Consider the following 24,539-nt stretch of genomic DNA (forward strand, 5'->3'; position numbering starts at 1 on the left):
CAGTACCGTTTTTAAGGACCTGCCATGACTGCAAAGCCCGCGAACAACGGTTTCCGGATGCCCGCCGAGTGGACGCCCCACGAGCGCACCTGGATGGCCTGGCCCAGCCCGAACCCGACCTTCACCAACGAGACCGAGCTGGCCGAGGCCCGCCAGGCCTGGGGAGCCGTCGCCCGCGCCGTGCGCGCCTACGAGCCGGTGACCCTCGTGGTGTCCCCCGGTGACGCCGAGAGCGCCCGCGCGATCGTCGGGGGCGATGTGGAGCTGGTCGAGCGCGATCTGGACGACGCCTGGATGCGCGACATCGGCCCCACCTTCGTCACCAACGACGCCGGCGAGCTCGCCGCCGTCGACTGGACCTTCAACGGCTGGGGCGCCCAGGAGTGGGCCCGCTGGGACAACGACTCGAAGATCGCCCGGCACGTGTCGGACATCGTCGGGACCCGTACGTACAGCACCACCCTGATCAACGAGGGCGGCGCCATCCACGTGGACGGCGAGGGCACCGTCCTGCTCACCGACACCGTGCAGCTGGGCAAGGGCCGCAACGCCGACTGGACCCGCGAGCAGGTCGAGGCCGAGATCCACGCCCACCTGGGCACCACCAAGGCGATCTGGCTCCCGTACGGCCTGGCGGGCGACTACGGCACCTACGGCACCCAGGGCCACGTGGACATCGTCGCGGCCTTCGCCCGCCCCGGCGTGGTCATGGTCCACTCCCAGCCCGACCCGGCCCACCCGGACCACGAGCGCGGCAAGACCATCGCCGCCATCCTGCGCGCGTCCACCGACGCCCAGGGCCGGCAGCTGGAGGTCGTGGAGATCCCGGCGCCGACCGTGCTGGAGGAGGACGGGGAGTGGGTCGACTACTCCTACATCAACCACTACCTCTGCAACGGCGGCGTGGTCCTGTGCGCCTTCGACGACCCGCGGGACGAGGAAGCGGCCGAGATCTTCCGCCGTCTCTTCCCCGAGCGGACCGTGACGCTCGTCGACGCACGTACGATTTTCGCCGGGGGTGGCGGTATCCACTGCATCACCCAGCAGCAGCCGAAGGTCTGACCCGTCCCGGGAAGCGGAAGGGCGGACCGGACGGCGGACCCGAACGAGGAGTGGGCCATGGTGGCGGGTGAGGTACGTGCCGCGCGCAAGAACGCGCCGCCGCGCGAAGACGTACTGGTCGCCGCCATGGCCACCATCGCCGAACGCGGCCTGGAAGGGCTGACCATGGCCGGCCTGGGCCGCGAGGTCGGCATGAGCAGCGGCCACCTCCTCTACTACTTCCGCACCAAGGACGAGCTCCTGCTCCAGACCCTGGAGTGGAGCGAGGCGGCCCTCGGCGCCGAGCGGCGCGCACTGCTCTCCCGCCTCGGCCCGGTCCGCGAGCGCCTCCAGGCGTACGTGGACCTGTACGTGCCCCGGGCCGCCCGGGATCCGCACTGGACCCTGTGGCTGGAGGTCTGGAACCGCTCGCAGAACGCCGGACCGGGGGAGCGCGAGCGCCAGGCGGCCATCGAGGGCGCCTGGCACCGGGACCTGGTGGCGCTGCTCGCCGAGGGCATCTCGCGCGGGGAGTTCCGCCCGGTCGACCCGGACCGCTTCGGGGCCAGGCTGCGGGCCCTGCTCGACGGGTTCAGCATCCAGGTCGCCGTCGGCCTGCCGGGTATAGGGCGGGGCGACATCCTGACCCACGTCTCGGAATTCCTCGACGAGGCGCTCGTATCGTGAGACGTTCGTCCATTCGCGTGGACGCCTGTGCCACACTGCGGACGTGCCTGCTCAGCTCATGATTATGGACAGCAGCGCGCCGGTCCGCAGTGACCGCTGAACCGTGGAAGAACTTCGCGGAAGCGGCCATGGTGCCCCAGACCCGCGCGCAGACCTCTCGCACCCGCGAGAGGTTTTTTCGTTTTCCGGCCCCAACACGCCGGGAGCGGGCAGCGCGCGATGATGGGGGCAGTGGAGCCAGGGCATCCGGAACCACTCATCCGACAGGAGTCAGACCAGCATGACGACGACAGAGGCGACTGAGCCGACTGCCCCGGGCTCGGGCCCCGACGACAGCTTCCACGTCTTCGACACGACCCTGCGCGACGGCGCCCAGCGTGAGGGCATCAACCTCACGGTCGCGGACAAGCTGACGATCGCCCGGCACCTGGACGACTTCGGGGTGGGCTTCATCGAGGGCGGCTGGCCCGGCGCCAACCCCCGGGACACGGAGTTCTTCTCCCGCGCCCGCGCGGAGATCGACTTCAAGCACGCGCAGCTGGTGGCCTTCGGCGCGACCCGCAGGGCGGGCGGCTCGGCCGCCACCGACCCGCAGGTCCGCGCCCTGCTGGAATCCGGCGCCCCGGTGATCGTGCTGGTGGCCAAGTCCCACGACCGGCACGTCGAGCTGGCCCTGCGCACCACCCTCGACGAGAACCTGGAGATGGTCCGGGACACCGTTTCGCACCTGGTCGCCCAGGGCCGCCGGGTCTTCGTCGACTGCGAGCACTTCTTCGACGGCTACCGGGCCAACGCCGAGTACGCGAAGTCCGTCGTGCGCACCGCGCACGAGGCCGGGGCCGACGTCGTCGTCCTGTGCGACACCAATGGCGGCATGCTGCCCGCACAGGTCACCGCGACCGTCGCGACCGTGCTCGCCGACACCGGCGCCCGCCTGGGCATCCACGCCCAGGACGACACCGGCTGCGCCGTCGCCAACACCCTGGCCGCCGTGGACGCGGGCGCCACCCACGTCCAGTGCACCGCGAACGGCTACGGCGAGCGGGTCGGCAACGCCAACCTCTTCCCGGTCGTCGCCGCGCTGGAGATCAAGTACGGGCGCACGGTCCTCCCGGCCGGCGCCCTGGCGGAGATGACCCGCATCTCGCACGCCATCGCGGAGGTCGTCAACCTCACCCCCTCCACGCACCAGCCCTACGTCGGCGTCTCCGCCTTCGCGCACAAGGCGGGCCTGCACGCCTCGGCGATCAAGGTCGACCCGGACCTGTACCAGCACATCGACCCCGAGCGGGTCGGCAACACCATGCGGATGCTGGTCTCCGACATGGCCGGCCGGGCCTCCATCGAGCTCAAGGGCAAGGAGCTCGGCGTCGACCTCGGCGGGGACCGCGCGCTGATCTCCCGGGTCGTGGAGCGGGTCAAGGAGCGCGAGCTCCAGGGCTACACCTACGAGGCCGCCGACGCCTCCTTCGAGCTGCTGCTGCGCGCCGAGGCGGAGGGCCGGGCGCGCAAGTACTTCCGGATCGAGTCCTGGCGGGCCATCGTCGAGGACCGCCCCGACGGCACGCACGCCAACGAGGCCACGGTGAAGCTGTGGGCCAAGGGCGAGCGGATCGTCGCGACGGCCGAGGGCAACGGCCCGGTCAACGCACTGGACCGGGCGCTGCGCGTAGCCCTGGAGCGCTTCTACCCCCAACTGGCGAAGTTCGAGCTGATCGACTACAAGGTCCGCATCCTGGAGGGCAAGCACGGCACGGAGTCCACGACCCGCGTGCTGATCACCACGACGGACGGCTCCCGCGAATGGAACACGGTCGGGGTGGCCCCGAACGTGATCGCGGCCTCCTGGCAGGCCCTGGAGGACGCCTTCACCTACGGCCTCCTGCACGCGGGCGTCGAGCCGGCGGAGTAGCTGCCGCTAGCAGGTGTCGGAGCGGTGGTCCCGGAACTCCTGCCGGGTCATCGCCTCCCCGGCGGCCCACACCTCGCCGGGCTTCAACCCGGCGAGGTCCTCGGCGGCGAAGAAGCCGTTCCCGTAGTAGGCGCCGTCGTCGGGCGAGTAGAAGCTCACGCTGTACCTGAAGCCGGGCAGGACCTGCTGCTCGCCCTTCACGACGGCGTTCCACGATGCCGGCGGAGAGAACAGCGGAAACGATCCGCCACCGATGCCAGGGGTGAATCGTCTGCTCTTCCAGCTCGGCTCGTCCGTCGGCCCGATCGGGTTGCCCTTGGGCCAGCTCTGGAACTCCACCGAAGTGATGGTGTCCTTGCCGCAGGGGGCGAGCATGACCCAGGGCCTGCCGTCGTCCCCGTTGTAGACGGCGATCAGGTCCAGCTGCGCGGGTGAGCACCCGGCCAGCAGCCCCGCCGTCACCAGCACCGTCCCCGCCAGCCGTACGCGTCGCATCGACTCACCCCCTGATCGGGAGTCTAGATCGAACACACGGGCGGGAATGGCCGGTGGCCCTTATGTCCCGCTCACACGGGATTACGCCCGTTCCGGTAGCGTCGTGGCCATGAGGACCAGGCTTATTTCTGTACGTTTCGGCCCCCTGCTGGCCGGTCTGCTGCTGGCCCTGTCCGCGACCGCGCTCGTGGTCGCGCCGCAGGCATCGGCCGACACCGGGACCACCACCGTGGCCCAGGCCCTCAAGAAGGGGCCGGTCTACGTCGATCCCCGCGCCGAGGCACAGCTTTCGCCCGCGCAGGCGGACGCGCTCGCGAAGAAGATCAAGGACGCCGGGAAGCCGGTCTTCGTGGCCGTGCTGCCGGCCGGTGCGGAGTTCCCCGCCGACAGCGTGCTGCGCACGATCCGTACCGAGACCGGGATCACCGGGCTCTACGCGATCCGGCTCGGCGAGGGGTTCAACGCGGGCGCCGACAAGGCCGTCATGCCGAACAACGCCGTCCGCAACCTGGTCGATGCCGTCAAGGCGGGCGGAGCGGTCGACGCGAACACCGAGCTCAACAACTTCGTGGACCAGGCCCTGAGCCAGGCCAAGGGCAAGGCCCCGGCCTCCTGGGGCGGCGCGAGCGCCGACGGCGGGTCCCCGGCCGGCGCACTGATCGGCCTGGGCGCGGTGGCCGCGGTCGGCGGCGGCGGCGCGTACCTGCTGGTCAAGCGCAACCGCAAGAAGAAGGAAGAGATCCGCCGCGAGGCCGTCGCCCGGCTCGGCGTGGTCGTCGACGAGGACATCACGGCCTTCGGCGAGGAGCTCGACCGCCTCGACTTCCACCCCGGCGAGCCCGGCGCGGACGACGCGATGCGCAAGGACTACGAGCAGGGCCTGGACTCGTACGAGAAGGCCAAGCAGATCATGGCCTCGGTGCAGTACCCCGAAGAGGTCAAGGGAGTCACCCAGGCGCTGGAGGACGGCCGGTACGCCCTGGCGTGCCTCGATGCACGCCGGCAGGGCAAGCCGCTGCCCGAGCGCCGCGCCCCCTGCTTCTTCGACCCGCGCCACGGGCCGAGCACCGAGGACGCCGACTGGGCCCCGGCGGGCGGCGCCGCCCGTACGGTCCCGGTCTGCGCGGCGGACGCGGTACGGCTGCGCGACGGCCAGGACCCGGCGGTCCGTACCGTCGACACCGAGCACGGGCCGCGCCCCTACTACGACGCCGGCCCGGCGTACGGTCCCTGGGCCGGCGGTTACTTCGGCGGCGGCATGCTGCCCGGTCTGCTCATGGGCACGATGCTCGGTTCGATGATGTCCACCCCGGCCTACGCCTCCGACTTCGGCGGCGGCAACGGATTCGACGGCGGTGGCTTCGGCGGGGGCGACGTCTCCGGAGCCGACTTCAACCCGTCCGACTTCGGTGGCGGGGACTTCGGCGGCGGAGGGGGCTTCGACGGCGGTGGCGGCTTCGGCGGGGGCGACTTCTGAGCCGCCCCCGGTCCCGGGGAGGGGTCAGGCCTTCTTGATGGCCGAGATGTCGAAGGTCAGCTTCACCTTGTCGCTGACCATGACGCCGCCCGTCTCCAGGGCCGCGTTCCAAGTCAGGCCCCAGTCGGAGCGCAGGATCTCGGCGGAGCCCTCGAAGCCGACGCGCTCGTTGCCGTAGACGTCGGTGGCCGAACCGTTGAACTCCAGGTCGATGGAGAGCGGGCGGGTGACGTCCTTGATCGTCAGCTCGCCGTCGATCCGGTAGGTGTCGCCGCCGGTCTGCGCTGCCGAGGTGGAGCGGAAGGTCATCAGCGGGAAGGTCTCGGCGTCGAAGAAGTCGCCGGAGCGCAGGTGGCCGTCGCGGTCGGCGATGCCGGTGTCCACGGAAGCGATCTTCACGTCGATGGCGGCGGTGGAGCGGGCCGGGTCGGCGCCGTCGAGGTGCAGGGTGCCCTCGTGCTCGGCGAAGGAGCCGCGGACGTTGGTGACCATCGCGTGCCGGACGGTGAAGCCGATGCTGGTGTGGGCGGGGTCGATGACGTAGTCGCCGGTGAGCTTCGCGAGGGTCGGGTCCACTTCGAGCGTGGCGGCAGTGGCGGTGGTCTGGGGGCGGCGGGTGAAGAGACCCATGGCTTCCTCCTCGGTAGCGTGCCGTGTCTTCGACGCGGCGTGTTCGTTGAAGTTTCAACGAGAATGACGCTAGACCCATTCCGTTCAAATTTCAACTAGCTGGATGCGTGTCGGAGGGTTTTGTGGGGTGCCCACAAAGGACCATGGTCCCGACTAGTGGTCCCCGCTCATCGCCGCCCGGTTCTGTCCGGCCCGGACAGCGGAAGACACCCGACACTGTGCGGATTCGACGGAGGGTTTTGATGGTCCTGCTTCGTAAGGTCGGTACATGACCGTTGTGGACCAGATTCCGAGCGAGCCGACCGACGCCCGTGGGCGAGTGGCCGAGCTGCACGACCTGCGCGAGCAGGCGCGGCGCGGCCCGAGCGAGCGGGCAACCGAAGCGCAGCACGCCAAGGGCAAGCTGACCGCCCGCGAGCGCATCGCGCTGCTGCTCGACGAAGGTTCCTTCAAGGAGGTCGAACAGCTCCGCCGCCACCGCGCGACCGGGTTCGGCCTGGAGGCCAAGAAGCCGTACACCGACGGTGTCATCACCGGCTGGGGCACGGTCGAAGGCCGCACGGTCTTCGTCTACGCACACGACTTCCGCATCTTCGGCGGCGCACTGGGCGAGGCCCACGCCACGAAGATCCACAAGATCATGGACATGGCCATCGCGGCCGGTGCCCCGCTGGTCTCCCTCAACGACGGCGCCGGCGCCCGTATCCAGGAGGGCGTCTCCGCCCTCGCCGGCTACGGCGGCATCTTCCAGCGCAACACCAAGGCCTCGGGCGTCATCCCGCAGATCTCGGTGATGCTCGGCCCCTGCGCCGGCGGCGCCGCGTACTCCCCGGCCCTGACCGACTTCGTCTTCATGGTCCGCGAGACCTCGCAGATGTTCATCACCGGCCCGGACGTGGTCCGCGCGGTGACCGGCGAGGAGATCACTCAGAACGGCCTCGGCGGCGCCGACGTGCACGCCGAGACCTCCGGCGTCGCGCACTTCGCGTACGACGACGAGGAGACCTGCATCTCCGAGGTCCGCTACCTCATCACGATGCTCCCCTCCAACAACCGCGAGAACCCCCCGGTCCACGAGACGAACGACCCCGCCGACCGGCGCTCGGACGTCCTGCTGGACCTGGTGCCCGCCGACGGCAACCGCCCGTACGACATGCTCAAGGTCATCGAGGAGCTCGTCGACGAAGGCGACGTCCTGGAGATCCACGAGCGCTGGGCGCGCAACATCATCTGTGCCCTCGCGCGCCTCGACGGCCAGGTCGTCGGCATCGTCGCCAACCAGCCCGGCCACCTCGCCGGCGTCCTGGACATCCACGCCTCCGAGAAGGCGGCGCGCTTCGTCCAGCTCTGCGACGCCTTCAACATCCCGATCATCACCCTCCTGGACGTCCCCGGCTTCCTGCCCGGCGTCGACCAGGAGCACGGCGGCATCATCCGCCACGGCGCCAAGCTCCTGTACGCGTACTGCAACGCGACGGTGCCCCGGATCTCGCTGATCCTGCGCAAGGCCTACGGCGGCGCCTACATCGTCATGGACTCCCAGTCCATCGGTGCGGACCTCACCTACGCCTGGCCCACCAACGAGATCGCCGTGATGGGCGCCGAGGGCGCCGCCAACGTCATCTTCCGCAAGCAGATCGCGGATGCCGAAGACCCCGAGGCGATGCGCGCGCGCATGGTCAAGGAGTACAAGGCCGAACTGATGCACCCGTACTACGCGGCCGAGCGCGGCCTCGTCGACGACGTCATCGACCCCGCCGAGACCCGCGAGGTGCTCGCCAGCGCCCTCTCGATGCTCCGCAACAAGCACGCCGATCTGCCGTCCCGCAAGCACGGCAACCCGCCGCAGTAAGGAGACAAGCCACCGATGAGCACCGACACGCTGCTCCGCGTCGAAAAGGGCAACGCCGAACCCGAGGAACTGGCCGCGATCACCGCGATCCTCCTCGCCCGCGCCGCCGCCACCCCCGAGGACACCACGGTCGCCACCGGCCGTTCCCAGGCCGGCTGGCGCCGCCTGGAGCGCACCCCCGGCTTCCGCGCCCCGCACAGCTGGCAGGGCTAGGCACCGCAGGCAGCGAGCAAAAGGCCCCCCGCACTCCATCGAGTGCGGGGGGCCTTTTCGCGTACGACCGGACGGCTACCGCAGGCGGGCCATGAGGGCGTGCTCGACCAGGGTGATGAGCGCGCTCTTGGCGTCTCCGCGGTGGCGGGCGTCGGTGGTGATGATGGGGGCGTCCGGGCCGATCTGCAGGGCCTCGCGGACTTCCTCCGGGGTGTACGGCTGGTGCCCGTCGAAGCCGTTGAGGGCGATGACGAACGGCAGGCCGCTGTTCTCGAAGTAGTCGACGGCAGGGAAGCAGTCGGCCAGACGGCGGGTGTCGACGAGCACGACGGCGCCGATCGCGCCGCGCACCAGGTCGTCCCACATGAACCAGAAGCGGTCCTGACCGGGGGTACCGAAGAGGTACAGGATCAGGTCCTGGTCCAGGGTGATGCGGCCGAAGTCCATGGCGACCGTGGTGGTCGTCTTGTCCCCGGTGTGGGTGAGGTCGTCGATACCGGCCGAGGCGCTGGTCATGACGGCCTCGGTGCGCAGCGGGTTGATCTCGGAGACGGCGCCGACGAACGTGGTCTTGCCCACGCCGAAGCCGCCCGCCACCACGATCTTCGCGGAGGTGGTGGAGCGAGGAGCCGCTCCGCCGTTAGAGCTTGCGAAGTCCACTGAGCACCCTTTCGAGCAGTGTCACGTCTGGCTGGCCGCCGGCGGACTCGTCGCCGCCGGGCTGGTGGATGGCGACGAGGCCCGCCTCCGCCAGGTCGGCGACGAGGATCCGGGCGACACCAAGAGGAATGGAGAGAAGTGCCGAGATCTCGGCGACCGACTTGATCTCGATGCAGAGCCGGCAGATGCGCTGGTGCTCGGGCAACTGCCCTTGCAGACGCGCGGGATCGGCCGTGGTGCTGACCAGCGCCTCGATGGCGAGCTGGTAGCGCGGCCTGGTACGACCGCCGGTCATCGCGTACGGACGGACCAGCGGGTTGTGCGCCTGCGGAGCCTGCGGACGCGAAGCGCGCGGAGGCTGCTGCGAAGGCCGGTAGGGCTGCTGCGGCTGACCGTACGACGGCTGCTGATAGGGCTGCCGCTGGTAGGGCTGTCCCGCGGGGTTGTGCTCCGGCGAGGGCCGGCTGCTGGGAGCGGAAGGGAAATTGAAGCGGTTCTGGTCGTGCCCACCCTGCGGCTGCTGCGCGCCGCCATAGGGATGTCCTCCGGGTGTTGTCACGTGTCCTCCTCCGACTCCAAGAACGCAGTACTCCCTGTGGAACCGCGCCACCGCACCCTATGGTGCGATGGCGCGAAACGCACTGCCTGTCTGCTAGTTGAGCAGGCTGCCCTGCAATTCGGCGCGCAGGTCCGGGGTGAGGACGCTGCCGGCGCGGTCCACGAGGAGGGCCATCTCGTAGCCCACGAGGCCGATGTCGCACTCGGGGTGCGCGAGCACCGCGAGGGAGGATCCGTCGGAGACGGACATGAGGAAGAGGAATCCCCGGTCCATCTCGACCACGGTCTGGTTGACGGCGCCGCCCTCGAAGATGCGGGAGGCCCCGGCGGTCAGCGACGTCAGTCCGGAGGCCACGGCCGCCAGCTGATCGGCGCGGTCGCGCGGGAATCCGTCGGACATCGCCAGAAGGAGGCCGTCGGCGGATACCACCACCGTGTGGGACACCCCTGGGGTGTTGTCCACGAAGTTGGTGATCAACCAGTTCAGGTTCTGCGCCGCCTGGCTCATCGCGCTCACACTAACGCTCCTGGTCATAGCTGTTACTTGACTGCTCGGATCCCGCGTTGCGGCCTTGCTGGACACCGCGCCGCAGGTTGCTCAACCTGCCACGGACGTCCTCCGGGGCCCGGGAGACCTGGGGGCCGCCCTGCGGGGTCGTCTCCGCAGCGCCCTCGACCAGGTTGGCCTTGGGCACTCGCCGAGGGAGACCGGACGGGGTGACCCCGCCCGCCTTCGGCTCACGGAGCTTGCCGGCCTGCTGCCAGCGCTCGTCGTTGCGCGAGCGCCATGCAGCGTCGCCCTCCGTGGTTTCCGGGTCCCGCTCCGGCTCAGCGGGCTGCTGCTGACGCTGCGGCCGCTGCTCGAAGAGGGATCCGGTGGACTCCGCATCCTGCTGCGCCGGCTGCCGCTGCTGCTGGCTGCCGCGTCGCGGCAGGCCCGCTCCGGTCACTTGGTGACCGGTGTCCTCAGCGGTGCCCGGACGGTCGAAGCCTACGCGCTCCGGGGCGTGTTCGGGAGCGGCCGGTGATTCCGATTCGGTCCCGTAATCCTGCTGGTAGGAGCCCGAGTACGTGTTCTGCTCGGGCCACTCCGCCTGCGGGGAAAGGGAATCGTAGCCGCCGTCGTAGGCCGGGAGCTCCTGCTGCTGCTCCTGGTACTGGGCTTCCGGATAGCCGTATTCCTGCTGCGGGTACGCCTCGTAGCCCTGCGGGGGTACTCCGGTGTCGTAGCCGGTGGCGTAGTCCTGCACGGGCTGCTGCTCGTAGCCCTGGTACGGCTGGTACGCGTGTTCCGGCTGGGGTTCCGCGTACTCCTCGGCCGACTCCTCGGCGAACTCTTCGTACCCCGGCGGTTGCGCCTGCGGATAGCCCACCTGGGCCTCCAGCGCGGCACGGCGCTCCTCGCGGCCCAGGGAGCGGCCGACCGGGTCGGCGGCATCGAGGCCGTCGGGGCCCGGCTGGTCGGCCCGGTGGACCTCGTAGCGGGAGTCGTCGAAACCGAGCTCGGCGGCGGTGCGCAGCGGTACCGCGTGCTGCGACTGCTGCTGCGGGATGATCGAGGAGACGGTGAAGTCGTCCGACTCCGCTCCGGGCACCTCGCCGCCGCCACCGTGGGTGATGACGTCGGGGAGCATGACCAGCGAGGTCGTGCCGGCGGCTTCGCCCGAGGGGCGCAGCTGGACGCGGATGCCGTGCCGGTCGGCCAGCCGGCCGACCACGAAGAGACCCATGCGCTGCGAGATCGCGGCGTCCACGGTCGGCGGGTTGGCCAGCTTGTGGTTGATGTCCGCGAAGTCCTCGGCGGTGAGGCCGATGCCCTTGTCGTGGATCTCGACCATCACGCGGCCGTCGGGCAGACGCGTCGCGTTGACCCGGACCTTGGTCTGGGGGGAGGAGAACGTGGTGGCGTTCTCCAGCAGCTCGGCGAGCAGGTGCACGAGGTCGGTCACGGCCTGGCCGTGGATCTCGGCCTCGGAGACGCCCGACAGTTCCACGCGCTCGTACTGCTCCACCTCGGAGGAGGCGGCGCGCAGGACGTCGACGAGGGGGACCGGCTGGTCCCAGCGGCGGCCCGGGTTCTCACCCGCGAGGATGAGGAGGTTCTCGCCGTTGCGGCGCATGCGGGTGGCCAGGTGGTCCAGGCGGAAGAGGTTCTCCAGCTGGTCCGGGTCGCCCTCGTTGTTCTCCAGGTCGGTGATGAGGCTCAGCTGGCCCTCGATCAGCGACTGGTTGCGCATGGAGAGGTTGGTGAAGATCGCGTTGACGTTGCCCCGCAGGAGCGCCTGCTCGGCGGCGAGCCGGACGGCCTCCCGGTGGACCTGGTCGAAGGCGCGGGCGACCTCGCCGATCTCGTCCTGGGAGTCGATCGGGATCGGCACCACGCGGGTGTCGACCTTGCCCGGGTCGGTGCGCGAGAGCTGGTCGACGAGCATCGGCAGGCGCTGCTCGGCGATGTCGAAGGCGGCTCCGCGCAGGCGGCGCATCGCGCGGCCCATCTGGCGGGCCATCATGCCGGCCAGGATGAAGGCGGCGAGCAGGGCCACGACCACGATCGAGCCGGTCAGGATGGCATCGTTGCGGGCCGAGTCGGAGACGGCGACGGCGTCCTTGACGGCCTTGGCCAGCAGGTCCTTCTCGACCTCGGCGTAGCCGTCGAACTTGGCGGTCGCCGCGGCCTGCCAGGCCTGCGAGGTGGTGCCGCCCAGGGCGAGGGCGGCCGGCTTCGCGCCGCTGGCTATCGCCTCGGTCATACCGGTGAGCGCGGAGCCGTTGACCATGGGCGGGGCGCGGAAGACCGTACCGGCCTGCTCCGCCTCGGTCTTGGCGTTCGCGAGCTTGGCGGCGCCGAGCTGCGACTGCTTGCCCATGACCTCCTTGAGGCGGGTGGTGTCCGCCTCGGTGCCGGCGGCCACGTACTCGCTGATGGCGATCTCTTCGAGGTACGCGTAAGAGGAGAAGGCGACCAGCTGTGCCTTGCGGACGTCCTCGTTGTCGCTCGGCCGGACCAGCAGGTGGGTGCCGACGGAGCGCTGCAGCGAGTTCGCGGCCTTGGACAGCTCGATCGCGTAGACCATGCGGCCGTAGGAGGTCACGTTGCCGGTGCCCAGGCCCAGCTCGTTGGAGAACTGCATGAGGTAGTGCTGGACCAGCACGTAGCCCTCTTCGGTCGGGATGGGGCCCGCCGACTTGGGGAGGTCCTTCTTCGCCGTCTCCAGCTGTGCCATGTAGGCCGACTTGCGGACCTGCTCCAGCTTGGGCTCCTCCTGGCGGAAGAGCTCCAGACGGCGTTCCATGCCCTGGCCCTCGGGCATGTCCTTCACGGCCTGGGCGAACTTCGCCTTGGCCGAGTCGGTGGCGGCGTACGCCTTCATGACCGGGTCGGACTCGCGCTGGTTCCTCAGCAGCGGCTCGGCCGTCAGGTCGCGCTCGTTGAGGAGGGCCTGGCCGTATTCGGCCGCCGCCTGGACGATGCGGGCCGTCTTCTCTGCGTCCTTGGCCTCGTTCCAGGTGTCGATCGAGCCCTTCACCTGGAAGCCGCCCATGACCAGTCCGACGAGGACGGGCACGAGCAGGATGGCGTTCAGACGGGTCGGCACGCGCCAGTTCCGCGGCGAGAACCTGCTGGTGCTGCCGCTGCTCGCGGGAGCCTCCAGGGGTACGCCGATGGACGACGCGGCCGCGCGTGGCGGCGGGGTGAAGTTGCCGCGCGCGGGTTCATCCGCGGGGCTTGAGTTGCTTCGCCTCACTCGACCAACAACCTCTCGGCGGTGCTACTAGCTAGTTCGTTGAATTCCAGCACGGTTGACGGCCCTGTTCCAAACAGTTGAAATCGGCCATTCATAGAGCCTTATGCCCCACATAAATCGGACATAAAGAGCGTCCTGCGGCATAAATGGGGCCCGTTGTGAGCGCAGCGAGACCGGGCGAACGCACCGTGTCGCCAACTACCGGCAATTCTCTGTCGAAACGTTATGAACGCGGGGGGCGGGCCGTGTCCCATGACACAGCCCGCCCCCCAATAAGCATCCGGCGTAGCACCCGCCCCGCGTGACGCCTACTTGAGCCGCGCCATCAGGGCGTGCTCGACGAGCGTGATGAGCGCGCTCTTGGCGTCCGCGCGGTGGCGGGCGTCGGTGGTGATGATGGGGGCGTCCGGGCCGATCTGCAGGGCCTCGCGGACTTCCTCCGGGGTGTACGGCTGGTATCCCTCGAAGCCGTTGAGGGCCACGACGAACGGCAGGCCGCTGTTCTCGAAGTAGTCGACGGCCGGGAAGCAGTCGGCCAGGCGCCGCGTGTCGACCAGGACGATCGCCCCGATCGCGCCGCGCACCAGGTCGTCCCACATGAACCAGAAGCGGTCCTGACCGGGGGTACCGAAGAGGTACAGGATCAGGTCCTGGTCCAGGGTGATGCGGCCGAAGTCCATGGCGACCGTGGTGGTCGTCTTGTCCCCGGTGTGGGTGAGGTCGTCGATGCCCGCGCTCGCGGACGTCATCACGGCCTCGGTGCGCAGCGGGTTGATCTCGGAGACGGCGCCGACGAACGTGGTCTTGCCCACGCCGAAGCCCCCCGCCACCACGATCTTCGCGGAGGTGGTGGAGCGAGGAGCCGCTCCGCCGTTAGAGCTTGCGAAGTCCACTGAGAACCCTCTCGAGCAGCGTTACGTCCGGAGTGCCGCCGGCCTCTCCGTTGCCCGGCTGGTGGATGGCCACCATGCCGGCCTCCGCCAGGTCGGCGACGAGGATCCTGGCGACGCCGAGCGGCATCGACAGCAGTGCGGAGACCTCCGCGACCGACTTGACCTCACGGCAGAGGGTGCAGATGCGCTGGTGTTCCGGGAGCAGCCCGGACAGGTGCATCGGATCGGCCGTGGTGCTGACCAGAGCCTCTATGGCGAGCTGGTAGCGCGGTCGGGTCCTGCCGCCGGTCATCGCGTACGGACGAACCAGCGGCTGGTCGCCGTCCGAGTACGACGAGTCTCCGTACGTATCGGGGTAGGCGGGGGGCGGGGTCATTGATCCTCCGGGCTGGACAGCATTGGTCAGCGTGCCGTCTGACGGGGCGGCCGGTGGGGGGACGGGTATGACGGCCTGGTGGTGGTACTGGGTTCCGGGGCTCGGGCCCCGGTCTCCCGGCCGGAAGTACCGTCCGGCCGGGAGGGTTGCAGTCAGATGAGCAGGCTTCCCTGCAGCTCCGCGCGCAGGTCCGGGGTGAGGACGCTGCCGGCGCGGTCCACGAGGAGGGCCATCTCGTAGCCCACGAGGCCGATGTCGCACTCGGGGTGCGCCAGTACGGCCAGCGAGGAGCCGTCGGAGACCGACATGAGGAAGAGGAACCCCCGGTCCATCTCGACCACGGTCTGGTTGACGGCGCCGCCCTCGAAGATGCGGGAAGCACCTGCGGTCAGGGAGGTCAGCCCGGAGGCCACCGCGGCGAGCTGGTCGGCCCGGTCGCGGGGGAAGCCTTCGGACATCGCCAGAAGGAGTCCGTCGGCGGAGACCACCACGGTGTGGGACACCCCTGGGGTGTTGTCCACGAAGTTGGTGATCAACCAGTTCAGGTTCTGTGCCGCCTGGCTCATCGAACTCAACTATCGCTCCTGCTGGTAAGTGGGGTCGATGTGGTAACTGCCGGTCGCCGGGCCGTTGTTGCCGGCCTGACGACCCTGCTGGATACCGCGTCGGAGGTTGGTCAGACGGCCGCGGACGTCGTCCGGCGAACGCGAGACCTGAGGACCGGCCTGCGCCTCGGCCTGCTGCTGCGCCGTTCCGGCCACGAGGTTCGCCCGCGGTACCCGGCGGGGCAGCCCCGAAGTGGTGATGCCGCCGGCCGCGGGCTGGCGCACGCGCTCGGCCTGACGCATCAGTTCGTCGTTCGGCGAGGACCGCCAGCTGACGGTCGGCACGGCACCGGTCTGGGCCGCGTCGGCCGGAGCCTGCTCCTGGCCGCGCTGCGGCAGCTGGTGCTGCTGCGGGCGCTGGGGGGAGGCCGGCAGCGGAGCAGGGCCCGCCGGGGCGGGCTGCTGCGACTGCTGAGTCTGCTGGGGTACGGCCGGTCCCTGCGCGGGGGGCTGGGCGCCCTCCTGCCGGAACCAGTTCGACTCCAGCGTGTCGAAGATCGGGCTGCGGCCTTCGACGGTGCTCGGACCGGCCGGGGGCAGTGCCTCCGGCCGGGGAGCCTGCGGGAGCCGCGGAGCCTCGGCGCGCGCGGCCGGTACGGGGGCCTGGCCGCCCTGGGGCTGCGGGGCCTGACCGGGCTGCGGGTAGCCGCCGACACCGGGGCCGCCGGGCCGCTGGGCCTGGAACTCCGGGCGGGGGAACTGGCCCGTGGCCGAGGGGTCCGCGAAGTCCGGCCGCGGGAACTGGCCCGTGGCGGAGGGATCGGCGTAGCCGCCGGCCGAGGGAGCCGCCGGAGCCGCGCCGTTGTAGCCGCCGCCGTTGACGTTGCCGCCGGCCTGCGGGGCCGGGGCGTTGAAGTCGGGACGGGCGAACTCGGAGGTGGAACCGGGGCCCGACAGCTCGTCGTGGCCGCGCGGCACGTCCTGCCCGCGCTGCCCGGCGCCCCAACTGGTGGTCTGCGGCATCCCGGTGGGGGCACCGACCGAACCGGGGAGCTCCGGACGGGGCGCGCCACCGCGCGGCGGCAGCTGCGGCCGCGGGCCGCGCTGGCCCTGGGCGTCGGGAACCGGAGCCCCGGGGCCACCGGCCTGCGGCTGCTGGCCCTGCTGCGGAGACTGGGGGGACTGCGGACGCTCGAAGCCGTTGCCCTGCGGGAAGGCACCGGGGCCGGAGGCCACGGGGGCGCCGGCCGGACGGGCCTGCGGACCGCCGAAGCCGCCCGCGGGAGCGCCGCCGGGACCGGAGACCGGGCCGCGGCCCGGCAGCGGAGCACCGGAGCCGAACGCGCTCTGGGTCTGCCCGCCGGGCCCGCCCTGCTGCTGCGGGGGACGGCCGGCGAGGGGTCCCTGCGGACCGCCCTGCTGGCCGGGACCCTGGGGACGCGGGCCGGCGGAGGCGCCGTCGCGGCCGGGCAGGGCCGCGCGCTGGCTGCCGGCGCCGACCTGGCCGCGCTGGGGACCGCCGCCCACGGGGGGACGGGAACCCTGGGCGGACAGGGAGGCCGGAGCCTGAGCGCCGGCACCGACCTGGCCGGGGCCGCCGGACCCACCGGGGTTGCCGGGGAGACCCGGGCCGCCCTGGCCGGGCATCGGGGCCGGCTTCTTGCCGCCCTGGGCGACGTCCACCGGAAGCATGACGAGGGCCGTCGTACCGCCCGAGTCGGAGGGGCGCAGCTGGATGCGGATGCCGTGTCGCAGGGACAGGCGGCCGACCACGAAGAGGCCCATGCGGCGGGAGACGGAGACGTCCACGGTCGGCGGCGACGCGAGTCGCTCGTTGATCGCGGCGAGGTCCTCGGGGGAGAGGCCGATGCCGGTGTCGTGGATCTCCACGAGGACACGGCCGTCGGGCAGCGCGTGACCGGTGACCTTGACCTTGGTCTGCGGGGAGGAGAACGAGGTGGCGTTCTCCAGCAGCTCGGCGAGGAGGTGCACGAGGTCGTTGACCACGCGGCCGGCGACCTCGGTGCCGGGCACCGAGGCGAGTTCGATGCGCTCGTACTGCTCCACCTCGGACGCGGCGGCGCGGAGCACGTCGACGAGCGGGACGGGGCGGGTCCACCGGCGGCCCGGCTCCTCGCCCGCGAGGACGAGGAGGTTTTCGCCGTTACGGCGCATGCGGGTCGCGAGGTGGTCGAGCTTGAAGAGCGAGGAGAGCTGGTCCGGGTCGGCCTCGCGGGACTCCAGCTCGGAGATGAGCGAGAGCTGACGCTGGATGAGGCCCTGCGAACGGCGCGAGAGGTTGGTGAACATCGCGTTGACGTTGCCTCGCAGGAGGGCCTGCTCGGCGGCGAGACGGACGGCCTCGCGGTGCACGTCGTCGAATGCCGCGGCCACCTGGCCGATCTCGTCGCGGGTGTGCAGACCGACCGACTCCACGGTCGTGTCCACGTCCTGCGGGTCGGACTCGGACAGCTGCTTGACGAGCTCGGGCAGCCGGTCCTGGGCGACGCGGGTCGCGGTGTCCTGGAGGCGGCGCAGCGAGCGGATCATCGAGCGGGCCATGACGAAGGCGCCGACGAGGGAGACACCGAGCACGAGGAAGATCAGCGCACCGTTGATGATGGCGTCGCGCTGAGCGGTGTTCTTGAGTTCGCGGGCCTTCTGCTCCATGTCTTCGAGCAGGGTGAGCTCGATGGACTTCATGGCCGTGATCTTGTTGTCGTCCGCGTCGTACCAGTCCAGCCAGGACCGGTTCTTCTCCTTGGCGAACTGGTCCTTGTTGCCGAGCACGCGACGGGCGTAGTGGTCGGCGGTGCCGATCTCCGTGTTGCCGTCGCCGAGGGCCGCGAGGAGTTCCTCGGGCTTGCCCTGGTAGACGAGCTCGAAGGTGGTCTTCGCCTGCTCCTCGCCGCGCTGGGCGGCGAGGGCGTACAGGCGGTCGTTCTCGGGCAGGTTGCCGCTCTGCGAGAGGTCGGCGGGGAGCGCCGCCGCGATGATCGCGCGCTGGATCGAGGCGTACTCCTTGGCGGAGGAGAACGCCGCCAGGGCGCGGGTGCGCTTGATCATCTCGGGGTTCGAGGTGGCCTGCGCCATGTCCTGGGAGAGCGAGAGCAGCGAGACGATCAGCGCGTTGTACTCGGTGACCGTCTGCTGGGCGCCGTTCTGGTACGCCTTGGCGCGGATGTCCTCGATCTTGGTGAGACCGCGGCCGATCTGCAGGACGTTGTTGCGGATCGACTTGAGGGTCTCGTCCTTGTCGCCCGCGTTGTCGACCTTGTCGGTCGCGGCGGCGAAGGCCTTGGCCGCGGCGTCGGTCTGGTCGCGGGCGCCCTTGACGAGGCTGTTGGCCTTGCCCGACTTGTCCACGGACAGCGGACCGGCGGACTGGTCGCGCTCCGTCTGGAGCATGGCGGCCAGGTTGGTGGCCTGACGGGTCATCGTCGTCAGCAGCTGCATGTGCTCCAGCTGGGCGATGTCGGTGAGCGAGTCGTTGATGCGGAAGCCACCGAGCGTGGTGGCCGCGACGACCGGCAGGGTCAGCAGCGACACCAGTCGCGTGCTGATGCGCCAGTTCTGCATGGCGAGACGGGAACCGGACCCACTGGGGGCCTTGGGTATCGCCGTGTCGCGCTCGGCCGACTCGTCATTGCCCCTGGGCGTGCCCTTGGGCTTGGCGCGCCCCTTCGCCTTCACCGAGGCGGAGGCATCGGAGCTCGCGCCCTCGACAGCCGGCCCGCGGTTCTGGGCGTGCTGGGGCGAGGAGCCACGGTCGGTTCCGGAGCGCGGCTCCTGCTCTGCCGCAGCATCCCCTCGGCCCTGGCGGGCCTGGGGAGACCCCTTGCCATCCCTCTTGAATCGTCCCTGCACTAGCGTCGCAACCTCTGGACCAGGCGTCCCTCCGGGCGACCGGTGGGACGGTGTCGAGTCGTGGGGCAATGCGCCCCATGGTGGTCGTCGGTGACCGGCGCGTCTCCCTCTCCGTTGCCGCCGCGCTCGGCGCTGTCTCGCGCCACCTGCGCGCCGGCTGATTCCCGCGGCGGTCCCGCGAATTCCAGCACAGAGGCGGATCTCCAACAAGGTGCGAGTGTCCGCCCGGAGCGTCGGTCACGGCTTGTGACGCAGGCACTACCAGGGGTGGGGGCCAATTCATCTGGAATCGGACTTACGCCATGCAAACACCATGCCTGGCAAGCTGTCCCAGTCGCGATGATCAGGAGCGGAATGGCGCATTCAGTGGCGCAATGTCCGTTTTTTCAGGTGAAATTGACCGCCCGTTATGACCGTAATGACTGGTCACGGGTGAGCAAACTCACACAGCCATGGCCATTACTTCCCGGTTCGGCGGGGGATTCAGATGTTTAGCCTTGACCTTTACAGGGTTGGCGCGTCCGACAAGCGGCACCCCGAAGACGGCAGGCGGCACCCGCCGTCGCCGTCCCCATCCGACCAGCGAGCCGAGGGCCCCAGACTCCGATGAAGACGACGATGCTGTTCCGCAACATAGCCAACCCGCGCCGCACCACCCTCGCGCACCTCAAGGACGCCGAGGAGCTGCAGGCCGTACCGGCCCCGGAGCACACCGTCGAGCTGCCGGCCCAGACCGCCAACCCGCGCCGCACGATCCTGATGGACGCGCCGGTCGCCGCCGCCCAGTAAGAAGAGGTGTTCCCCGACCACCGCGAAAGCCGCGCGAAGCGTCGGCCCCCACCGCGTTAGCCTGGAGCCCGCAGACTCCAGCCAGCGGAAATACAGAGGGGCAGACGCAACACGTGCGTATCGCCAGGTTCTCGATCGACGGCAACGTCGCGTTCGGCGCGGTCGAGGGCAGCACTGCCCTCGCGGCGTCCGAAGGCGAGCTCGTCCTCGACATCATCAAGGGCATCCCGTTCGCGGACTTCGAGCTCTCCGGCACGAAGGTCCCGCTGAACAAGGTACGGCTGTTGCCGCCCGTGCTCCCGAACAAGATCGTGGCCATCGGCCGCAACTACGCGGAGCACGCGGCGGAGCTCGGGAACGAGGTCCCGGATGCCCCCATCACCTTCTTCAAGCCCTCCACCTCGGTGGTCGGCTCGGGCGACCCGATCACGTACCCCTCCTTCTCCCAGGACCTCCACCACGAGGCGGAGCTCGCCGTGGTCATCGGCCGCATGTGCCGCGAGGTCCCGCGCGAGCGCGCCAAGGAGGTCATCCTCGGCTACACCTGCGCCAACGACGTCACCGCGCGCGACGTCCAGCAGCGCGAGAAGCAGTGGGCCCGCGCCAAGGGATTCGACAGCGCCTGCCCCCTCGGCCCCTGGATCGAGACCGAGCTCGACCCGAGCGACCTGACCATCCAGTGCACCGTCAACGGCGAACAGCGCCAGCTCGGCCGCACCAGCGACATGGTCCGCTCCATCGAGGACCTGATCGTGCACATCACCGAGGCCATGACGCTGCTCCCGGGCGACGTCATCCTCACGGGGACCCCGGCCGGAGTCGGCCCCCTCAACGTCGGCGACGAGGTCGCCGTCACCATCGAAGGCATCGGCACTCTCACCAACAAGGTGATCAAGCGTGGCTAACGCGACCCCCCGCGTACGTTTCTGTCCCTCCCCGACCGGCAACCCCCACGTGGGCCTGGTCCGGACGGCACTCTTCAACTGGGCGTTCGCCCGCCACCACGGCGGCACGTTCGTCTTCCGCATCGAGGACACCGACGCGGCGCGCGACTCCGAGGAGTCGTACGACCAGCTGCTCGACTCGCTGCGCTGGCTCGGCTTCACCTGGGACGAGGGTCCCGAGGTGGGCGGCCCGCACGCCCCGTACCGCCAGTCCGAGCGCATGGACATCTACAAGGACGTGGCGCAGAAGCTCCAGGACGGCGGCTACGCCTACGCCTGCTACTGCACCACCGAGGAGCTCGACGCCCGCCGCGACGCCGCCCGCGCCGCCGGCAAGCCCTCCGGGTACGACGGCACGTGCCGCGACCTCTCGGACGAGCAGAAGGCCGCGTACGAAGCCGAGGGCCGCACCTCGATCGTCCGCTTCCGGATGCCCGACGAGCCGATCACCTTCACGGACCTGGTCCGCGGCGAGCTGACCTTCACCCCCGACAACGTGCCGGACTTCGGCATCGTCCGGGCCAACGGCGCCCCGCTGTACACGCTCGTCAACCCGGTCGACGACGCGCTCATGGAGATCACCCACGTCCTGCGCGGCGAGGACCTGCTGTCCTCCACCCCGCGCCAGATCGCGCTCTACGGGGCCCTGATCGAGCTCGGCGTCGCCAAGGCCGTCCCGGCCTTCGGCCACCTGCCGTACGTGATGGGCGAGGGCAACAAGAAGCTCTCCAAGCGCGACCCCGAGGCCTCGCTCAACCTGTACCGCGAGCGCGGCTTCCTCCCCGAGGGCCTGCTGAACTACCTCTCGCTCCTGGGCTGGTCCTTCTCCAAGGACCAGGACATCTTCTCGATCGAGGAGATGGTCGCGAAGTTCGACATCCCGGACGTCAACGCCAACCCGGCGCGCTTCGACCTCAAGAAGGCCGAGTCGATCAACGCCGACCACATCCGGCTGCTCGACCCGAAGGTCTTCGCGGACCGCTGCGCCCCGTGGCTCCAGGCCCCGCACGCCAACTGGGCGCCCGAAGACTTCGACACCGCCACTTGGGAGCGCATCGCGCCGTACGCCCAGACCCGCGTCACGGTCCTCTCGGACATCACCGCGAACGTGGACTTCCTGTTCCTCAAGGAGCCCGTCGAGGACCAGGCCTCGTGGGACAAGGCGATGAAGGGCGAGCCGGCGGCCCTGCTGACCACCGCCCGCGAGAACCTCGCCGCGGCCGACTGGTCGGACCCCGAGTCCCTCAAGCAGGCCGTCCTCACCGCCGGCGAGGCCCACGGCCTCAAGCTCGGCAAGGCCCAGGCCCCGGTCCGCGTCGCCGTCACCGGCCGCACGATCGGCCTGCCCCTCTTCGAGTCCCTCGAAATCCTGGGCAAGGACCGCTCGCTGTCCCGCATCGACGCGACCCTGGCGAAGCTGGCCGCGTAGTCGTACCCGCAATTCCTCAGGGGCGGTGGCCGCAAAGGCCGCCGCCCCTGAGGCGTTCCGGCGTAGGGTCGGCGGTATGCCGATTCGTGCCGTGCTGTGGGACATCGACGACACCCTGTTCGACTACACCGGAGCCGACCGGGCCGGGCTGGCCGCGCACCTGGCCGACGAGGGGATCGCGGAGCGCTACGGGGCTCCGCGCGAGGCGCTCGCCCTGTGGCGCCGGATCACCGACCGGCACTGGGAGCGCTTCGCCGCCGGCGAGGGGACCTTCCAGGGGCAGCGCCGCGACCGGGTGCGGGAGTTCCTGGAGGAGCCCGGGATGGGCGACGCCGGGGCCGACGACTGGTTCGGGCGGTACGTCCGGCACTACCAGGCCGCCTGGGAGCTGTTCCCGGACGTGGTGCCCGTACTGGACGCCCTCGCGGACGGCTACCGGCACGGGGTGCTCTCCAACTCCTCCCTGGTCAACCAGGACCCCAAGCTGCGCCACCTCGGCCTGCGGGACCGCTTCGAGGTCCTGGTGTGCGCCGTCGAGCTGGGCGTCAGCAAGCCGGAGGCCGGGGCCTTCCTCGCGGCGTGCGAGGAGCTCGCGCTGGAGCCGCACGAGGTGGTCTACGTGGGGGACCAGCCGGAGATCGACGCGCGCGGCGCCCGTGACGCCGGACTGACCGCCGTGTGGCTCGACCGCGACGGGGTCCGGGGTCCGGGACCCGAGGGCGTGCACCGGATCTCCGGACTCGAAGGGCTTCCTGAGCTGCTGGCCTTGGATACCCGTTTTGGAGCACGGTCAGGCATCCGGTAATGTTCTTTCTGCGCCGCCCGAGCGGGCCGAAAGGCCGGGCCGGAGGCGCTAACCGAACGAAAGTCCCTCAGGGGCTTGAGTTTTGGTGGGCTATAGTGTAATTGGCAACACGAGAGTTTCTGGTTCTCTTATTCTAGGTTCGAGTCCTGGTAGCCCAGCGCAGTTCAGCAGTAACGCAGTGCTTGCCCCCGTTGTGTAGCGGCCTAGCACGCCGCCCTCTCAAGGCGGTAGCGCCGGTTCGAATCCGGTCGGGGGTACAGATCCTTCCCGCGAGATCTCCAGGGTCGCACCCGGATGTTTTGATGCAGGATCGCTAGGGCCCCCGTTGTGTAGCGGCCTAGCACGCCGCCCTCTCAAGGCGGTAGCGCCGGTTCGAATCCGGTCGGGGGTACGCGGTGTCTAGCTGGTCTAGACCTGTGGGCTATAGTGTAATTGGCAACACGAGAGTTTCTGGTTCTCTTATTCTAGGTTCGAGTCCTGGTAGCCCAGCGCAGTACAGCAGTGACAGCTAGCCCCCGTTGTGTAGCGGCCTAGCACGCCGCCCTCTCAAGGCGGTAGCGCCGGTTCGAATCCGGTCGGGGGTACGCATCGAAGAGGCCCTCCGCGTTCATCGCGGAGGGCCTCTTCGCGTTCCCGGACGCGGGCGGGCACAAGTGCGGGCCCGGAGGCGCGTGTTAGGACGTGTGCGGCGTCATACGCGCCCCCGGGCCCGGGGGTGGATGTGGGGACTGGAAGGTCAGCTTGAGCGCCGCAGGGCCTCCGTGAGGCGGGCGGCCGCGTCGATGACGGCCTGGGCGTGCATGCGCCCCGGGTGCCGGGTCAGCCGCTCGATCGGCCCGGAGACCGACACGGAGGCCACCACGCGGTTGGAGGGGCCGCGCACCGGCGCCGAGACGGAGGCCACGCCGGGCTCCCGCTCACCGATCGACTGCGCCCAGCCACGACGCCGTACGCCCGAGAGCGCCGTCGCCGTGAAGCGCGCGCCCTGCAGGCCGCGGTGGAGCCGCTCGGGCTCCTCCCAGGCCATCAGGATCTGCGCGGCCGAGCCCGCCTTCATCGGCAGTGTCGAGCCCACCGGGACGGTGTCCCGAAGACCCGACAGCCGCTCGGCGGCCGCTACGCAGATGCGCATGTCGCCCTGACGCCGGTAGAGCTGCGCACTCTCTCCCGTGACGTCCCGGAGGTGGGTGAGCACCGGTCCGGCCGTGGCCAGCAGGCGGTCCTCGCCGGCCGCGGCGGCGAGCTCCGCCAGCCGCGGTCCGAGGATGAACCGGCCCTGCATGTCCCTCGCCACCATGCGGTGGTGTTCCAGTGCCACGGCAAGGCGATGTGCCGTGGGTCGTGCGAGCCCTGTCGCCGCGACCAGCCCGGCGAGGGTGGCCGGACCGGACTCCAGTGCGCTCAGTACCAGAGCTGCCTTGTCGAGAACGCCGACGCCGCTAGAGTTGTCCATGAAACGATATTCGCGTCTCACACTGTGAAACGCAAGTTCAATTTTTCCAAGAACCAGCGAGTCTGTATGTGCGGGTCCACGAACCACTGGGTCCGAGCCGTCGTCCGGGACGTGGGGTACGGGCGATAAGGCGCACAAGATCTCTATCAAGCGCCGGCACAACCGGC

General features: G+C 70.2%; 21 protein-coding genes and 5 tRNA genes. 15 read left to right on the plus strand and 11 right to left on the minus strand.

Translation table 11 applies throughout. From position 1 onward, the window contains the following. Positions 1–24: 24 nt before the first annotated feature. The 3 genes from AC3IYJ_RS27560 to cimA all read left to right on the plus strand — a co-directional run bounded on the left by AC3IYJ_RS27560 (position 25) and on the right by cimA (position 3,640). Positions 25–1,062 carry an agmatine deiminase family protein gene (locus AC3IYJ_RS27560; RefSeq protein WP_489397405.1) on the plus strand — a complete coding sequence of 346 codons (1,038 nt, stop codon included), beginning with the start codon at positions 25–27 and terminating at the stop codon, positions 1,060–1,062. Positions 1,063–1,119: 57 nt separating this feature from the next. After that, the gene (locus AC3IYJ_RS27565; RefSeq protein WP_489397406.1) at positions 1,120–1,728 is read left to right on the plus strand and encodes a TetR/AcrR family transcriptional regulator; all 609 of its coding nucleotides are present in this window, start codon (positions 1,120–1,122) and stop codon (positions 1,726–1,728) included. 280 nt (positions 1,729–2,008) lie between these two features. Next, positions 2,009–3,640: a citramalate synthase gene (gene cimA / locus AC3IYJ_RS27570; RefSeq protein WP_489397407.1), complete on the plus strand. Its 1,632-nt coding sequence runs from the start codon at positions 2,009–2,011 to the stop codon at positions 3,638–3,640. Between the two features lie 6 nt (positions 3,641–3,646). Here the strand turns inward: cimA and AC3IYJ_RS27575 are convergent, their stop codons facing one another. After that, positions 3,647–4,135 (minus strand): hypothetical protein, encoded by a 489-nt coding sequence (locus tag AC3IYJ_RS27575; protein ID WP_489397408.1) that lies wholly within the window; start codon positions 4,133–4,135, stop codon positions 3,647–3,649. A 109-nt stretch (positions 4,136–4,244) separates the two neighbouring features. Here AC3IYJ_RS27575 and AC3IYJ_RS27580 point away from each other — a divergent pair, with 109 nt between their 5' ends. Beyond that, complete coding sequence (locus tag AC3IYJ_RS27580; protein WP_489397409.1) at positions 4,245–5,612, plus strand: hypothetical protein; 1,368 nt, start codon at positions 4,245–4,247, stop codon at positions 5,610–5,612. A gap of 24 nt (positions 5,613–5,636) precedes the next feature. Here the strand turns inward: AC3IYJ_RS27580 and AC3IYJ_RS27585 are convergent, their stop codons facing one another. Then, positions 5,637–6,242, minus strand: a complete 606-nt coding sequence (locus tag AC3IYJ_RS27585; protein WP_489397410.1) for a YceI family protein — start codon at positions 6,240–6,242, stop codon at positions 5,637–5,639. Between the two features lie 268 nt (positions 6,243–6,510). Here AC3IYJ_RS27585 and AC3IYJ_RS27590 point away from each other — a divergent pair, with 268 nt between their 5' ends. Continuing rightward, complete coding sequence (locus AC3IYJ_RS27590) at positions 6,511–8,094, plus strand: acyl-CoA carboxylase subunit beta (protein WP_489397411.1); 1,584 nt, start codon at positions 6,511–6,513, stop codon at positions 8,092–8,094. A 15-nt stretch (positions 8,095–8,109) separates the two neighbouring features. After that, complete coding sequence (locus AC3IYJ_RS27595; protein WP_489397412.1) at positions 8,110–8,307, plus strand: acyl-CoA carboxylase subunit epsilon; 198 nt, start codon at positions 8,110–8,112, stop codon at positions 8,305–8,307. Between the two features lie 75 nt (positions 8,308–8,382). Here AC3IYJ_RS27595 and AC3IYJ_RS27600 read toward each other — a convergent pair whose 3' ends face one another. From AC3IYJ_RS27600 to AC3IYJ_RS27635, 8 genes are all read right to left on the minus strand, one after another. After that, entirely contained in the window at positions 8,383–8,967 is a 585-nt protein-coding gene (locus AC3IYJ_RS27600) for a GTP-binding protein (RefSeq protein ID WP_136214583.1), read from the minus strand. Further along, positions 8,948–9,526 carry a DUF742 domain-containing protein gene (locus AC3IYJ_RS27605; RefSeq protein WP_489397413.1) on the minus strand — a complete coding sequence of 193 codons (579 nt, stop codon included), beginning with the start codon at positions 9,524–9,526 and terminating at the stop codon, positions 8,948–8,950. Before AC3IYJ_RS27605 ends, AC3IYJ_RS27600 begins: the two co-directional genes overlap by 20 nt. A gap of 93 nt (positions 9,527–9,619) precedes the next feature. Continuing rightward, complete coding sequence (locus AC3IYJ_RS27610) at positions 9,620–10,033, minus strand: roadblock/LC7 domain-containing protein (protein ID WP_030037347.1); 414 nt, start codon at positions 10,031–10,033, stop codon at positions 9,620–9,622. A 10-nt stretch (positions 10,034–10,043) separates the two neighbouring features. Continuing rightward, complete coding sequence (locus tag AC3IYJ_RS27615; protein WP_489397414.1) at positions 10,044–13,271, minus strand: sensor histidine kinase; 3,228 nt, start codon at positions 13,269–13,271, stop codon at positions 10,044–10,046. 308 nt (positions 13,272–13,579) lie between these two features. Next, positions 13,580–14,164, minus strand: coding sequence for a GTP-binding protein (locus AC3IYJ_RS27620; RefSeq protein WP_073776607.1), 585 nt, complete (start codon positions 14,162–14,164; stop codon positions 13,580–13,582). Next, positions 14,145–14,540, minus strand: a complete 396-nt coding sequence (locus AC3IYJ_RS27625; protein ID WP_489397415.1) for a DUF742 domain-containing protein — start codon at positions 14,538–14,540, stop codon at positions 14,145–14,147. The genes AC3IYJ_RS27620 and AC3IYJ_RS27625 overlap by 20 nt, the downstream gene beginning before the upstream one ends. Positions 14,541–14,692: 152 nt before the next feature. Continuing rightward, entirely contained in the window at positions 14,693–15,106 is a 414-nt protein-coding gene (locus AC3IYJ_RS27630) for a roadblock/LC7 domain-containing protein (RefSeq protein ID WP_008739864.1), read from the minus strand. A gap of 9 nt (positions 15,107–15,115) precedes the next feature. Next, complete coding sequence (locus AC3IYJ_RS27635; protein ID WP_489397416.1) at positions 15,116–18,952, minus strand: sensor histidine kinase; 3,837 nt, start codon at positions 18,950–18,952, stop codon at positions 15,116–15,118. A 606-nt stretch (positions 18,953–19,558) separates the two neighbouring features. Here AC3IYJ_RS27635 and AC3IYJ_RS27640 point away from each other — a divergent pair. The 9 genes from AC3IYJ_RS27640 (at position 19,559) to AC3IYJ_RS27680 (ending at position 23,503) form a co-directional block, all read left to right on the plus strand. Then, the gene (locus AC3IYJ_RS27640) at positions 19,559–19,741 is read left to right on the plus strand and encodes a hypothetical protein (protein WP_489397417.1); all 183 of its coding nucleotides are present in this window, start codon (positions 19,559–19,561) and stop codon (positions 19,739–19,741) included. A 113-nt stretch (positions 19,742–19,854) separates the two neighbouring features. Next, complete coding sequence (locus tag AC3IYJ_RS27645; protein WP_489397418.1) at positions 19,855–20,646, plus strand: fumarylacetoacetate hydrolase family protein; 792 nt, start codon at positions 19,855–19,857, stop codon at positions 20,644–20,646. Continuing rightward, entirely contained in the window at positions 20,639–22,114 is a 1,476-nt protein-coding gene (gltX, locus tag AC3IYJ_RS27650; protein WP_489397419.1) for a glutamate--tRNA ligase, read from the plus strand. The genes AC3IYJ_RS27645 and gltX overlap by 8 nt, the downstream gene beginning before the upstream one ends. 76 nt (positions 22,115–22,190) lie before the next feature. Beyond that, positions 22,191–22,919, plus strand: coding sequence for an HAD family hydrolase (locus AC3IYJ_RS27655; protein WP_489397420.1), 729 nt, complete (start codon positions 22,191–22,193; stop codon positions 22,917–22,919). An 86-nt stretch (positions 22,920–23,005) separates the two neighbouring features. Next, a tRNA-Gln gene (locus AC3IYJ_RS27660) sits at positions 23,006–23,077 on the plus strand. 26 nt (positions 23,078–23,103) lie between these two features. Then, positions 23,104–23,176: transfer RNA gene (locus AC3IYJ_RS27665), tRNA-Glu, on the plus strand. Between the two features lie 61 nt (positions 23,177–23,237). Beyond that, a tRNA-Glu gene (locus tag AC3IYJ_RS27670) sits at positions 23,238–23,310 on the plus strand. 26 nt (positions 23,311–23,336) lie between these two features. Then, positions 23,337–23,408: transfer RNA gene (locus AC3IYJ_RS27675), tRNA-Gln, on the plus strand. A 22-nt stretch (positions 23,409–23,430) separates the two neighbouring features. Further along, positions 23,431–23,503: transfer RNA gene (locus AC3IYJ_RS27680), tRNA-Glu, on the plus strand. 152 nt (positions 23,504–23,655) lie between these two features. On the opposite strand, the gene ndgR is transcribed toward AC3IYJ_RS27680, so the two are convergent. After that, positions 23,656–24,372, minus strand: coding sequence for an IclR family transcriptional regulator NdgR (gene ndgR / locus AC3IYJ_RS27685; protein ID WP_112450208.1), 717 nt, complete (start codon positions 24,370–24,372; stop codon positions 23,656–23,658). Positions 24,373–24,539: the final 167 nt, after the last annotated feature.

The sequence above is a fragment of the Streptomyces sp. GL_140 genome (assembly GCF_057834465.1).